A 14,228-nucleotide genomic window follows, 5' to 3' on the forward strand; every position below is an offset into this window, starting at 1 on the left:
AGTAAGGCTGATTATAAAGGCAAATAAAAAGACAAGAAGGTAGGCTTGTTTATTTAGTTTGAGATGGCCGGGTAACATTAATTAATTTTACATTAACCAAGATAGGTTGTAAATACTAAATTGGTTAAGCTTTCAGGTTGACAATGATGAATGCGTATGTTATACTATATATCCGAATATTAAGAAATATGGAAATATATGAATGGCATGGCTTATAAAATAAAAGCAGACTTCCTGAAAACACTGGCTCATCCTTTGCGCCTGCAGATCCTTGAGTTCTTGAAAAACAAAGAGGAAAATGTGGGCAATATCGCAAAGAAATTGAATATCCCGCAGTCAAGCCTATCAAGGCATTTACTCGCGTTAAGGGAAGCCGGGATTTTAAGGTCTAAACAGCAAGGAACGGTTATTTACTATAATATAGAGGATAAAGGCATATTTCAGGTATTGCGTCCCATAGCAGAACTATTACGTAAAAAGTTAGAAAAGACAGCGACTGTATTGAATAGTTTAGGTAAGTAAAAATTACGCTTCTAATTCAAAACGCAGTTATAGATTAAAGAAGTCCTGCCTTTTGCAAAATACCCTTAATTTTAAAAGAGATGGAAAATTTATCGTTTAATTTATTGTTGGACGGGCTTTCTATATTTTTTCTGGCTGTGATTTTTATTGTTTCGCTGCCATCGGCAATTTACTCTATCGGTTATTTAAACGGCGAAGCGGGTAAGGCAAAGAAAAATTTAGCATGGTTTTTGCTTGCTGCCTTTATAATCTCAATGGTGCTTGTGGTAACGGTAAATAATGCCCTGATTTTCCTTGTTGCTTGGGAAGTTATGTCGTTAGTCTCGTATTTTCTCGTTATATTTGACACAAAACACGAAAAATCTATTCAAGCAGGGACAATCTATATTGTCATGACACATCTTGCGACAGCCTTTTTGGTTGCCGCATTTTTATTAATGTATAAACATGCCGGTTCATTCGATTTTCTTGCGATAAAAAACGCCTGCCTGGTGATGCCGAGGCAAACCCGTAACATTATATTTTTGTTGCTTTTGGCAGGCTTTGGTACCAAGGCGGGGATAGTTCCAATGCATATCTGGCTTCCTTACGCGCATAGCCAGGCGCCCAGCCACATTTCAAGTATCATGTCGGGTGTAATGATTAAAACCGCAATTTACGGAATACTCAGGTTTATATTCTTTATCATGGGAGTTGATTGTACATGGTGGGGGATGTTGGTTATCAGCCTTGCGGTAATCTCCTGCCTCGTCGGAGTAATTTACGCTCTTATGGCCAATGACATAAAGAAATTGCTGGCTTATTCAAGTATCGAGAATATCGGGATTATATTCTTAGGAATAGGATTGTCCATGTTTTTCATAAACCTGAAAATGCCTTTTTTAGCGGTTTTTTCTTTGATAGCAGGTTTGTATCACCTGATTAATCATGCGATCTTTAAGGGATTATTGTTTTTATGCGCCGGCAGCATTTATAAAGCTACCGGAACGCGCGATATAGAAAAATTAGGCGGGTTGATCAAGAGAATGCCGCAAACCGCAATTTGTTTTCTGCTGGGAGCAATGGCAATTTCAGCGCTTCCTCCTTTAAACGGATTTGTTAGTGAATGGCTTACTTTGCAGGCTTTTTTCCTGGGTGCCCTTAATGTTCAAGGCTCGGCAAAACTATTCTTAGGTTTCTCTGCGGCTATGCTCGCCCTAACCAGCGGGTTGGCAGTTGCCTGTTTTGTGAAAGCTTTCGGAGTGACGTTTTTAGCGCTACCCCGTAGCCGTTATGCAAAAGAGGCGAAAGAGGTTTCATTTACTATGAAGGCAGCGATGTTCTTCTTATCGGCCCTGACCGTTATTTTCGGTTTGTTAGCCGGGTTTATTATGAAATTGTTGGCAAAAACCGCCAGTGCCGCAACAGGGATAGATTCACGCGGTTTTAGTTTTTCTGTGAATAATTTTACCTTGTCACCGGAGATAGGGAAAAACATTTACCTATCTATACCTTTAATTTTAATCGTGTTAATTGGTTTTGGGTTGATAGCATTTAGCGTGTATAGGCTCTTTGGCAGGCAAAGAGAGGTAATTTATAATACTTGGGATTGCGGTTACTATAAGCTGGGTTCGCACAATGAATACACCGCCACCGCTTTTTCAAAACCATTCAGAATCGCCTTTAGTTTTTTTCTTCTTCCATATCATAAGGCGCAGAAAATCCGTGATTCATTTTACCACGTTAAATCATTTGCTTATGAAACATATACAACACCAGTTTTTAAGAAATATATTTATCAGCCTCTCTTAGCGGTAGTTTTTAAAACAGCCAAATCTATGAGAAGGATACAGCCGGGGAGCATACATCTATATCTGGCATATATTTTTGCTACTGTTTTGTTGCTGATCATATTCATAAACAAATTTTAAAATGAAGATATTGATTATTTTCCTACAATTAGGTTTATTCTTGGTTATCCCGCCGTTTTTGAGCGGATTAATTACTAAGGTAAAAAACAACCTCAGGATGCGTAAGGGCCAGAGTATGTTTCAGCCCTATTACAATTTGGCAAAACTTTTTTCTAAAGACGAGGTAGTTTCCGAAACAGCTTCATGGGTATTTAAAATAACGCCTTTTGTTGTAATTTCTTCTTCTTTGGCTGCCGCGGCAATGATTGTTACCGGCAATATGGCAGATTTCCTGGCGCTCATATTTGTTTTTGCTTTGGGTAGGTTTTTTATCTGCCTTGCGGCATTAGACGCGGGGAGTTCCTTTGGCGGCATGGGTTCATCAAGGGAGATGTTTATATCTAGCTTAGTTGAACCCGCTATCTGTTTAGTGATCTTTTCTTTATCTTTGCAGTTTGGTTCAACAAATTTTTTAGCATTTACCGGCACCCATTCGATATCTGTCGCTTCATTAGTTTCGGCTGTTGCATTATTTCTTATAACAATTGCGGAAACCTCGCGAGTTCCTATTGATAATCAGGAAACTCATCTTGAGTTAACTATGATACATGAAGCAATGATTTTGGAATATTCCGGAAGAAGGCTTGCTTTAATAGAAATGGCCTCTTATATAAAACAGATGGTTCTTTTTTTTCTAATCGCTCAGATTGTTTTCCCGGTTTGCCTGCCGCAGGGTGCAACTTTAACGGTGCATGCTTTTTGGTGGGTATGGTATTTAGCGAGGCTGTTCTTCATTGCCGTCGTCGTAGCTTTTGTGGAAGTATCGGTTGCAAAAATGCGGCTTTTTAGAGTCGCGGATTTTATCTGGTTTGCTTTTGTCTTAGGGATTATCGCGACAATATGCGCCATTTTGGGAGTTTGATATGCAGTTAATAATCTTATTCGGGGTTTTGGTTTCAACATATTTAATGGTAATAGCTAAAAGGATCCCGGCTTTAATCCGTGGTTTTCGCTACCAGTCATTTTGTTTGTTTTTGGTGACTTTTTTTATAGCCTTACACGAACATGAGCTTGATTTATTTATCGTTGCAGGATTATTGTTTATCCTAAAGGTGTCTCTTATACCTTTTTTACTATATCGCATCGTCAGGAGAATTAAAGTAAATGAAGATTTAGGGTTATTTATTAACGCGCAATTGTCTTTATTGTTTGCTTTAGGGTTTACATATTTATCGTGGGTTTTTACTATGTATTTGATTGGCCCGGGGAATGAAAGATTCGGCATAATATTGGCGGTTGCATTTTTTATAGTATTAGCAGGCTTATTCTTGATGATATTTAGAATGACGGCGCTTGCCCAGATTGTCGGCCTTTTAGTAATGGAAAATGGTTTATTCCTGCTTGCTTCAACCATATCCGGAGGAATGCCGTTTTTTGTGGAGATTGCGATATTTTTTGATGTTTTTGTGAGTATTCTTATTATGGGATTTTTTGTGTATAGAATCAACAAGCTTTTTACGCATATTGACGTAAATAAGCTCTCAAGGCTTAGAGGGTAATTATGGAAATATTTTTTATTCTCGGGATTCCCGTTCTTCTTGCCATAGGGGCAGCGCTAATTAGAAACTTGAAGATTGCGGGGATGTTTAATTCTATCGGGTATTTATTGATATTGATTTTAAGCATAGTTTTATTAAAGAAGGTGCCGTTATCCGAAGGCGTTGAATCCCACTTTGGTTTTATTTATTTGGACACATTAAGCGTATTTTTTATTTTTGTTATTTCGGTGGTGGCTTTTGCCGCTTCGCTTTATTCCATCTCTTATATTAAAAAAGACTTAGAGAAGGGGATAATCTCTCAAAGAAAAGCAAAGATTTATTATATCCTCTTTAATTTTTTCTGTTTATCAATGCTTTTTGTGCCTTCAGTAAATAATATGGGTATTCTTTGGGTGGCTATTGAAATGACCACGCTTATTTCTGCTTTTCTCGTTGGCTTTTACAACACCAAAGAGTCGGTTGAGGCTGCCTGGAAATATATTATTATCTGTTCGGTTGGGATTATCCTTGCTCTTTTAGGCACAATACTTTTCTATTTTGCTTTTTCGTTTTCCGGAGGGATAAAAAGCCTGAATTGGTCGGACATGGTTATGTCCGCAGGGAAAATGGACAAGAATATCTTGAAAATCGCCTTTATTTTTATTGTGGTTGGTTATGGGACAAAAGCAGGGCTTGCCCCCATGCATACCTGGCTTCCTGACGCACATAGCCAGGCAGTTTCTCCGATAAGTGCGCTTTTATCCGGAGTTTTACTGAAGACCGCGATATATGCAATTTTAAGATTCGGCATCATCATTATTAAAGCGGTTGGGTTTGCGTTTTTTGGGAAGATTATGATTCTATTTGGAGTTGTTTCTCTGGTTATTTCAGCAGGTTTTATTATCGTCCAGAAAGATTTAAAACGCCTTCTTGCCTACAGCAGTATTGAGCACATCGGTATTATTGCCATTGGTTTTGGCCTTGGCAATGTTCTGGGAGTCATCGGTGCGCTGCTGCATGTTTTTAATCACGCGGTAACCAAGTCGCTCATGTTTTTCGGAGCAGGAAATATTGTAAGTGTTTATAAAAAACATAATATGAATTCTATCCGCGGGGTGATAAAAGTGTTGCCATTTACCGGTATTATGCTGTTGTTGGGTACTTTTGCCCTTACAGGGTTCCCGCCGTTTTCAATTTTTATCAGCGAAATTATAATACTTATCGGAGCTTTTCTAAACGGCTCTTATTTAATTGCAGGATTAATGCTATTATTCCTGGCAGTAATTTTTAGTGCTTTTATCTATCATTTTGGAAAGATGCTTTTTGGTAATCTGCCTAAGGATATGGTTAAAGTTCAAGAGCCGCTGAGCGGAAAGATAGCATTTTTATTTTTGTTCTTCCAGATTTGCGCTTTGGGCCTTGTCATCCCATTTATAAAGAAGGATTTAATATGGATTGCACAGAAATTATTTCAGGGATAAAAAACAAATTTCCGGGTTTCTCTGCGCTCTCTGTCTCGGAGGAATTCACAGACGAGGTTTGTTTAAAAGTAGCTCCGGAGAATTTTAAGGAGGCTTGTTTTGCGTTACATAAAACTCTTCCTTCTCCTGTAATGATGCTTTTTGCCGAGGATGAGCGTCGGGAGTCAAATAAATTTGTAGTTCATTGTGTATTTGTAAGTTTCAAGAGAAGCCAGTGGGTCAGGTTAAGCATGGATATCCCAAAGGATAATCCAGCTTTTGATTCTATCGCAAAGAATATTTATTCAGCGAATCTATTTGAGAGAGAAATTTGGGAGATGTTTGGTATTGAGCCAAAAGGAAACCCTGACCTAAGGCATCTTAGCTTGCACGATGAGGTTTGCCCCGCGGGGAATTATCCTCTACGCAAGGATTTTAAGAAAATAGAAAACGGAAATTTAAGCGAATATAAATTCGGCAGGGTAGAAGGAGATGGGATATTTGAAGTTCCTGTTGGCCCTGTGCACGCGGGAATTATCGGGCCCGGGCATTTCAGATTTAGCGTTGCCGGGGAGCCGATAATCAACTTGGAATTAAGGCTCGGGTTTACCCATCGGGGAGTAGAAAAGCTTTTTGAGGGGAAAACCTGCCTTGAAGCGATAAAAATTGCTGAACGCGTTTCCGGAGATTCTTCTTTTGCGCATAGTTTAGCATTTGCTAATGCTGCAGAAAAAATTTCCAATATCACAATTTCTAAACAAACCGCTTATCTTCGCGCAATATTCCTTGAGCTTGAGAGGATGTATAATCATGTGAATGATATGGGAGGAATCGCTCTTGATGTAAGCTTTAGTTTTGCATCAGCGTATGCTTCGATAATAAAAGAGGCGATCTTGCAATTAAACGAATTGCTTACTGCAAGCAGGTATCTTAAAGGAGTTAATACGATAGGAGGGGTTTCATCTGGCACCGGCATTAAGAAAGAAATATTTTTTGATTCGCTTAATAAAATTGAGAATGATTTTTGTGAATTTGAGAAAATTTTAAGCTCCAGCGTTTCTTTTATGGATAGGGTGGATACTACCGGGGTATTAAGAAGGAAAACCGCGGAAGATTTGGGAATAGTGGGTTTTGCGGGAAGAGCCTCGGGAATACCCACGGATTTAAGAAAATATTTCCCCGGAGTGTATAAAGAGGCAAAATTCAAAATGATCTTACAAGAGTCTGGTGATGTTTTAGCAAGGCTGCGCCTTAGAATTGAGGAATTCAAGGAATCTGTCAGGCTTATAAGGGAATTTACGGAAAAACTCAATCAGAATGAAGAAGCTGTGGTAAATCCGCAATATAAAGAAGGATGCGCTTTAGGTTATGTTGAAGCCTGGCGCGGGCCTGTTTTATATTGGCTTAAAACAGGTTCCAATGGATTGATACAAAGATGTAAAATCGTAGATCCTTCTTTTCGCAACTGGCAGGGATTGTCATACGCGGTGTTAGGAAACATTATCCCGGACTTTCCTCTTTGTAATAAGAGTTTTGATTTGTCGTATTCAGGAAACGACCTTTAAATTATGATAAATATACTAAAAAACAGGGCATTAAAAGGCATTGTAACAAAGCATATCTCTTTGGATAAGGCTAAAGAGATAGAAATAACAGGCAGCGAGCTATCTTCGCTTATAAAACAAAAATTCAACAGGTCGCTTAATATACGTGAGGTGGATACTGGTTCTTGCGGTGCTTGCGAATCGGAAATCATTGCGGCTAATAACCCGATTTATGACTTGCAGCGTTTCGGGATTAATTTTGTTGCCTCACCTAGGCATGCGGATGCGCTTATGGTTACTGGGCCGGTTTCTAAGAATATGCTTATCGCCTTAAAAAAGACATATGAAGCAATGCCGGAACCAAAATTCATCATTTCTGTCGGAGACTGTGCTTCGGATGGGGGCGTATTTAAAGATTCTTATTATGTTGAAGGCGGAGTAAAAAAAGTATTGCCGGTAATATTAAGTATCCCCGGTTGCCCTCCATCTCCTTTAACAATCATCAAGTCTTTACTGGCTTTCCTTAAAGAAAAATAATATTTTTTATTTATTTGCTTTAGTATCTGTTTAATGTTAAAGTAAAACAACTTATCAATTTTTAACAAGAGAGAATAAAATCAAATACAAACACGCATTATTCCTGAATCCTTATATCGAAAGTAGCGCAACCAGCGCTATGATGATGTTTCCTCCTACCGGCCTTGAGTATGTGGCAACCAGTGCCAAGGGTTTGGTTGGTAAGGTTACGCTTATGGATTTAAGGTATGAAAAGGAATTATCCGACGTAAACAATTTAATAGATTTTATATCCAAGGAAATAGATATAATTTGTGTTGGCATTGGCTGGGACCGGCAACTTGAAGAGATATGCAAAATGCTCAACAGTTTCCCTAAAAATATTCCTTTGGTTATAGGCGGTTACAAGGCCACAGAAAAAGTAGAAGAATTCTTTCAAAACTGCCCAGATATTTCCATAATTGTCCGTGGAGAAGGGGAGGAATCAATTAAAGAAATTCTTGAAGGAAAGGCTCTAAAAGACATTTTGGGTATTTCTTACAAAGAAGGCGGTAAGATAATACATAATAAGAACCGGCCTTTTCCTCACGTAGATAATCTTCCTGCTCCTGACCGTTCATTAAGGAGAAATAATTATTCGCTTTTATTAAACGGGATAAATATCGCCGGATTGACTTTTGATTCTGTTTTAAGTGCCAGAGGCTGCCCATTTAATTGTAAATTTTGCACCTTTAGCATGAACCCTCTGGGGCAAAAGAGAAATTATTCCGCGCGCTCTGTTGAATCGGTGGTTGATGAGATAGAAAAACTTGAAGCCAAAGTAATACTTTTTAGCGACGATGATCTTTTTTGTAATCCCAAAAGAGCGGAACAAATCTGCGATTTAATTATCAAGCGAAAGATTAAAAAACGTTACCTTGCGCAGGCAAGGATTGACATAGCCAAATACCCAAGCCTCTTAGAGAAAATGGTAAAAGCTGGTTTTAAGGCCTTGTTAATCGGAATCGAATCTCCTCATGACTGGATACTTACGCAACTTAATAAAGGATTTAACCAGGAAACGATTCGGAAAGCCTTTGCGGTTTTAAGAAAATACCCTATATATTACAATGGATATTTTATTTATGGGAATATCGGGGAGAAAGAAGAAGAAATGCTTTATATCTCTAAATTTGCTAAAGAAATAGGAGTTGATTCTATTGCTTGTAATAAACTTAGGATAGAACAGTTTTCTCCGCTTAGAGAGCTCGCAGAAAAAACTCCCGGTTATCATATTACAGAAAGAGGAGAGTTGTATTCTGATACTTACAGCCACGCTGCTTTAAAGAAGATCGGCAGAAGGATAAAATTTTCTTTCTATACTCCGGGAAGATTTATGAAGATACTTTTTAAGAATATATTTATTGTGAAGTTTTTCACGTTTAAAGAAATTATTTCGGTTTTTCTTGCTACCCCGAGGTTGTTAAAGAGCGTCATTGTCCGAGAACGCTCGCGCGGAAGACTCAAAGACTCTCTTACCCGCACTTTTATCAGAAATAAGTAGTAATTTATCCCTTCGAAGCATTTTTTAAATCCACACGTTTCTCTAATGAATCTGCCGTCTTTTCTCGCTCAAATTTAACCTTGCTTTATGGTTTTAGCTTCCGGCACTGAAAATTTTTGCCGTCGGCTGCTGTTTACCGCGTCGCTTCGGCTTAGCGTTCTTATATAGCTGTCCTTCGCTCCTCGTAAATCCTTGCCGACATTTGCCAAAAATTTTCTAATGTGCCTCCAGCAAAAACCATAAAGCTATAGATAATCTGTCTTAGCGGATGACTTGGCTTGGTTCGCAGCAGGGCTTCCGGAAATTCGAGCGGGCATGGTTGCCCCGCTAAATAGAATGTAGGCAGAGCGAGAATTTTCGAGAGTGAGCCAACCACGCTGGGGATGGCGAACGTCCCTGCGAGAAACAAGACAAGGCAGACGCTAAAGAGTAAGTTTTTAGCTTGTTTTTTTCTCTTCGGCGTGCTATTATTGAATCAATATTAAGGAGGATTAAAGAAATGGCAAGTATTGAAGATTTTAGAAAATTAGAGTTGAAAGTTGCTGAAATTAAAGAGGTTAACGAACATCCTAATGCGGATAAATTGTATGTAATCACACTTGATCTTGGGGATAGGACTAAACAAGTAGTAGCTGGGATAAGGTTGTCTTATCAGAAGGAAGATTTGATTGGTAAACAGGTTATTGTAGTAGATAATCTTGATCCTGCGGTATTAAGAGGAGTTGAAAGCCAGGGAATGCTTCTGGCTGCCACAGATGAAACCGGAATAGTTGTTATTAGCCCGGAAAGAAAGGTTAAGTTGGGGAGTATAGTAAAGTGAGTGCAAAGATTAAACAGTTTATTCCAGAAGAATACTGCTTGCAGTGTAAAGGATGCTGTAGGTTTGCCCAGGAGGATTCAGTTTGGCTGCCTTGTCTTTTAGATGAAGAGAAGCTAGAGTTGATAGATAAAGAAGGAATTCCACCTGTTTCAATAACCGCTGACAGTAGGGTTCATCCTGTGCCTAATCCTAAGAGCGAAGGATTTATCTGTCCGTTATTGAATATTGAAGATAACAAATGCAAAATTTATTTGAGCCGTCCATTTGAATGCCAGCTTTATCCATTCTTACTGAATCTGCGCGACAAAAAAGTGATTTTAACAATTGATCTAAATTGCCCATACGCAAGAGAAAAAGCTAATAGTAAAGAGTTTAAAGAATATACCGAGTACTTAACCACCTTTCTAAATGAGCCAGCGCAAATAAAAATCCTTAAAGCCAACCCGCAAATACTCCAGGCTTACGAAGAAGTTTCTGATATAGTTGAACTAAATTTCTGATATATGGGCCTTAAAAAATTATCTCTTCAAGATAAAAAAATTATAGATAAGTATTTGTCTTTCTCGGAACACAGCCTTTCGTTTTATGCTTTAGAAAATATCCTTATTTGGAATAGTTTTTATGATATTGGCTGGGAGATAATTGACAATTCCCTGTGTATTTTTTTTAAGGATAAAATTGGTTGTTTCTTATATCTGCCTCCGCTTGGAGCCAAGCAAAGCGCTTTAGCGGTTAATAAATCCTTTGAGGTTATGGATAGATTCAATGCAAATCCTCAGGTTTCACGTATTGAGAATATTGAAGAGCAGGATGTAAAGTTTTTTAAAGAGATGGGGCTTCTTTGCAGGGAGAAATCGCTTGATTATTTATGCTCAAGGTCAGAGTTAGCGAATTTAAAAGGGAATAAATTTAAATCTAAGCGCGCCTCATTAAATTATTTTACCAAACATTATGATTTTGAGAGTTTTGAATTAACATCAAATCTGAAGAAAGAATGCTTAAGTTTATACGATTATTGGAGCAAGCAGAGAAAAGCTCAGAATGAAGACCATGTTTTTCAGGGGATGCTTGATGATAGCAGGTTAAGTTTAAAGACAGCTCTCGATAATTATAACAAGTTGGATTTTACCGGGATGGCTGTGAAAGTAAATGGCAAGATAGGAGCATTTAGCTTTGGATATCCAATAAATAAAAATACATTCTGCATTCTTTTTGAAATTACAGACCTTTCTATAAAAGGCCTTGCGCAGTTTATTTTCGCAGAATTCTGCAGCCAGTTAAAGGGGTACAAGTATATCAATATTATGGATGATTCGGGGCTTGAGAATTTAAAGAAAGTGAAGCTTTCTTATAAACCGGCAAGATTAATCCCTGCTTTCATCGCAACCAGGTAAAATTATGGATAAGAAATTAGATGAGATAGAATTTACAATTTTTGATACAGAGACTACCGGGCTTGATGCTGCTTCCGGGGATAGGATTGTAGAAATTGCAGCCGTAAGGTTTAAAGACGGCCAGAGGTTAGATACCTTTCAGGCTTTAGTTAACCCTGACCGGCCGATTTGTGAAGCAGCTTTTCAGGTAAATAAGATAACCCCGGAGATGTTAATTGATGCTCCGAGGATTAAAGAGGTATTGCCGGGGTTTTTAAAGTTTATTCAAGGAAGCTGCCTGTGTTCTTATAACGCAGGTTTTGATTTAGAATTTTTGAATAATGAATTAAAGCTAAGCAGTATGCCTGAATTAGAAGGGATTGTAGTTGTTGATGTTTTAAAGATGTCCCGCCGGCTCCTCCCTGGTTTGGAGCGTTACGCGCTATGTTTTGTTGCGGAAAGCCTTGGCATTACTACCAAGCAGATACATCGTGCTTTTTCCGACGTTGAGCTTACTCTGGGAGTATTCAATAAATTGAATGAAATGCTTTATGAAAAAGGAATCAAGGATTTTAAAAACTTCTCAAACTTGTTCTCTATTAATGCGCATTTGCTGGAAAGCATGAATTCAAAAAAGATTTCTGAAATTCAGGAAGCAATCGATTTGAATGTTAGATTGCACATAAGATATATCTCAAGCTCCGGAGAAATCTCGGAGAGAGACGTAATCCCGAAAGAAATTAAGCAGGAATATGGCCGCAGCTATTTATTGGCACGTTGTTGCCAAAAAAATAAGGAACGCATATTTAGGATAGATGGCATATTGCATCTTGAAATCGTATAAACTGGGTGTTGATTTCTTCCGTGTTTTTGAAACTTTAAAAACCCGTAAGAATTGCTTTTTTTTGGACTCTAGTAAGAATTCGTATTGTTTAGGCAGGTTCTCTTTTATCGGGATAGACCCCTTTTATATATTAAAATCGGATAATGCCTTGCCGTTTGATAAATTAAGAGAGCTGTTAAATAAATACAAAATCCCCTCAAACAAGGCTAACCCCCCATTTTTAGGAGGGGCAGCTGGATTCTTAGGATACGATTTAGGTTTTATCTTAGAGAAAAAAATAAAAAAGATTATTCCCGAAGACATAAATATCCCTAATTTTTACTTTGCTTTTTATAATACAGTTATTGTTGCAGATAATCTAAAGAAGAAGCTTTTTATATCCTGCTTAGGGGCTCCTGAAGAAAACGAAATTTCAGCTAAAAAGCTTGCTTGTGAAAATTTTAAGAAAACAGAAATCTTTCTTTCCAGAATTATTTCAAAAGATAATTTAACCGATGATATCCAAACTACCGGAAAGGTTGATTTTAATTCTAATTTTACAAAGAAAGCTTATCTTGCCGCGGTTAAAAAAGCCAAGGAATATATTAAGAAAGGGGATGTCTACCAGTTAAATCTTTCGCAGCGGTTTGACGCAGAAACAGATTCAAGCGCTTTTGAGATATATAAGAGGCTCCGGAAAATCAGCCCCTCTTCTTTTTCAGCTTTTTTTGACGCAGGAGATTTCCAGATTTTAAGTTCTTCTCCGGAGAGGTTCATAAGTTTTTCTGATGGCAAGGTAAGCACCCGGCCGATGAAAGGAACCCGCCCCAGGGGTGAGAATTATAAAGAGGACAATCTTCTTAAGAAAGAATTGCTTGAGAGCCAAAAAGATAAAGCAGAATTAACGATGATTGTTGATTTAGAGAGAAATGATTTAGGAAGAGTCTGTAGCTATGATTCAATAAAAGTAACCAAGCCAAGAGAATTGGAAAAATATAGCACCGTGTATCAGACTACATCTACAATTGAAGGGCGGTTATTTAAAAGTAAAGACAGAATTGATCTTTTGCGTGCATGTTTTCCGGGAGGCTCTATCACTGGATGCCCAAAAATACGGGCAATGGAGATTATTGAGGAATTGGAGCCTAACAGGCGTTCAATTTATACCGGTAGCCTTGGTTATTTAAGTTTTTCAGGAGAGATGGATTTTAATATTTTAATCCGTACGATACTCAAGAAAGAAAACAAAATATATTTTGGCGTAGGAGGGGGTATTGTCGCGGATTCCGATCCTAAATCCGAATATGAAGAAACTTTATGTAAAGCCAAAGCAATGATGAAAGCGCTATCTTTAAAGGGATGATGCATGAGCAAAGCAGATAAGAAAGCGGCGTTGTTTTTAAATGGCAAATTCACTGGTAGCCTGGAAGCTAAAACTTCGGTCATGGATCCCGGATTCTGTTTTGGCTTAGGGTTGTTTGAGTCTATGCGTTCTTATCGGGGGAAAATTGTTTATTTGGATGAGCATATTGAAAGAATTAAGAATTCATGCCGTTTGATAGGCTTGAAATTCCCTTTTTCCGCACCAAGGCTAAAACAATTAATAAGAAAGTGTGTTGATGCTAACGGGTCAGTTGATACATATGTAAAATTAATCTTATGGAAGGCTATCAAAGGCACAAATTATTTAATCATCACAAAAAGATATAATGCACCTTCCTTGAATAGGTACAAATCAGGTTTTAAAGTTTTGATTTCAGATTTGCGGCAAGATGAAAAATCTCTTACTGCCCGGATAAAAACCACCAATCGCCTTCTTTACCAGCTTAGTTTTAATGAGGCAAGAAAAAAAGGTTTTGATGAGGCGCTTATTTTGAATAATCGTGGGCTGCTTGCCGAGGGAAGCCGGAGCAATGTATTTTTTATTAAAGATAATGAAGTTTTCACCCCTTCTTTGGAATGCGGATGCTTAGGGGGGGTAACCCGTAAAGTTATCTTTGATTTATGTAGTAAATTAAAGATAAAAATTTACACAGGCAGGTTTACCGTTAAGGATTTATTGGAATCAGACGAAGCATTCCTTACTAATTCTTTAATGGGAATAATGCCTTTGTCTTTTCTTAATCAGAATGCGATAGGCAACGCCTCTTTACGGCATATAACAAGCCTTTTGCAGAAGAAATACAGAGCTTTATTGTAA

At 38.0% G+C, this 14,228-nt stretch carries 14 protein-coding genes; all 14 read left to right on the forward strand.

The features are described from left to right. The first annotated feature begins 207 nt into the window (after nucleotides 1-207). Nucleotides 208-522, forward strand: coding sequence for a metalloregulator ArsR/SmtB family transcription factor (locus tag PHO70_01620; protein MDD5431671.1), 315 nt, complete (start codon nucleotides 208-210; stop codon nucleotides 520-522). 80 nt (nucleotides 523-602) lie between these two features. Next, the gene (locus PHO70_01625; protein ID MDD5431672.1) at nucleotides 603-2,432 is read left to right on the forward strand and encodes a proton-conducting transporter membrane subunit; all 1,830 of its coding nucleotides are present in this window, start codon (nucleotides 603-605) and stop codon (nucleotides 2,430-2,432) included. A gap of 1 nt (nucleotide 2,433) precedes the next feature. Next, nucleotides 2,434-3,333 carry an NADH-quinone oxidoreductase subunit H gene (locus PHO70_01630; protein MDD5431673.1) on the forward strand — a complete coding sequence of 300 codons (900 nt, stop codon included), beginning with the start codon at nucleotides 2,434-2,436 and terminating at the stop codon, nucleotides 3,331-3,333. Nucleotide 3,334: 1 nt separating this feature from the next. Further along, nucleotides 3,335-3,970, forward strand: coding sequence for a hypothetical protein (locus tag PHO70_01635; GenBank protein ID MDD5431674.1), 636 nt, complete (start codon nucleotides 3,335-3,337; stop codon nucleotides 3,968-3,970). 2 nt (nucleotides 3,971-3,972) lie between these two features. Continuing rightward, the gene (locus PHO70_01640) at nucleotides 3,973-5,430 is read left to right on the forward strand and encodes a hydrogenase 4 subunit F (GenBank protein ID MDD5431675.1); all 1,458 of its coding nucleotides are present in this window, start codon (nucleotides 3,973-3,975) and stop codon (nucleotides 5,428-5,430) included. Beyond that, on the forward strand, nucleotides 5,400-6,974 hold the full coding sequence (locus PHO70_01645; protein ID MDD5431676.1) for an NADH-quinone oxidoreductase subunit C: 1,575 nt from the start codon (nucleotides 5,400-5,402) through the stop codon (nucleotides 6,972-6,974). Before PHO70_01640 ends, PHO70_01645 begins: the two co-directional genes overlap by 31 nt. Nucleotides 6,975-6,977: 3 nt before the next feature. Next, nucleotides 6,978-7,490 carry an NADH-quinone oxidoreductase subunit B family protein gene (locus PHO70_01650; GenBank protein MDD5431677.1) on the forward strand — a complete coding sequence of 171 codons (513 nt, stop codon included), beginning with the start codon at nucleotides 6,978-6,980 and terminating at the stop codon, nucleotides 7,488-7,490. Nucleotides 7,491-7,629: 139 nt separating this feature from the next. Further along, entirely contained in the window at nucleotides 7,630-9,012 is a 1,383-nt protein-coding gene (locus tag PHO70_01655; GenBank protein ID MDD5431678.1) for a radical SAM protein, read from the forward strand. Nucleotides 9,013-9,511: 499 nt separating this feature from the next. Then, nucleotides 9,512-9,832, forward strand: coding sequence for a methionine--tRNA ligase subunit beta (gene metG, locus PHO70_01660; GenBank protein MDD5431679.1), 321 nt, complete (start codon nucleotides 9,512-9,514; stop codon nucleotides 9,830-9,832). Next, the gene (locus tag PHO70_01665) at nucleotides 9,829-10,332 is read left to right on the forward strand and encodes a YkgJ family cysteine cluster protein (protein ID MDD5431680.1); all 504 of its coding nucleotides are present in this window, start codon (nucleotides 9,829-9,831) and stop codon (nucleotides 10,330-10,332) included. The genes metG and PHO70_01665 overlap by 4 nt, the downstream gene beginning before the upstream one ends. A gap of 3 nt (nucleotides 10,333-10,335) precedes the next feature. After that, a complete protein-coding gene (locus PHO70_01670) occupies nucleotides 10,336-11,226 on the forward strand; it encodes a phosphatidylglycerol lysyltransferase domain-containing protein (protein ID MDD5431681.1) in 891 nt (296 codons plus the stop codon). Between the two features lie 4 nt (nucleotides 11,227-11,230). Then, nucleotides 11,231-12,049, forward strand: a complete 819-nt coding sequence (locus tag PHO70_01675) for an exonuclease domain-containing protein (protein ID MDD5431682.1) — start codon at nucleotides 11,231-11,233, stop codon at nucleotides 12,047-12,049. Further along, nucleotides 12,021-13,391 (forward strand): aminodeoxychorismate synthase component I, encoded by a 1,371-nt coding sequence (gene pabB, locus PHO70_01680; GenBank protein ID MDD5431683.1) that lies wholly within the window; start codon nucleotides 12,021-12,023, stop codon nucleotides 13,389-13,391. Before PHO70_01675 ends, pabB begins: the two co-directional genes overlap by 29 nt. 3 nt (nucleotides 13,392-13,394) lie before the next feature. Beyond that, the gene (locus PHO70_01685; protein MDD5431684.1) at nucleotides 13,395-14,228 is read left to right on the forward strand and encodes an aminotransferase class IV; all 834 of its coding nucleotides are present in this window, start codon (nucleotides 13,395-13,397) and stop codon (nucleotides 14,226-14,228) included.

The organism is Candidatus Omnitrophota bacterium, assembly GCA_028715415.1.
Classification (GTDB): domain Bacteria; phylum Omnitrophota; class Gorgyraeia; order Gygaellales; family Profunditerraquicolaceae; genus JAQURX01.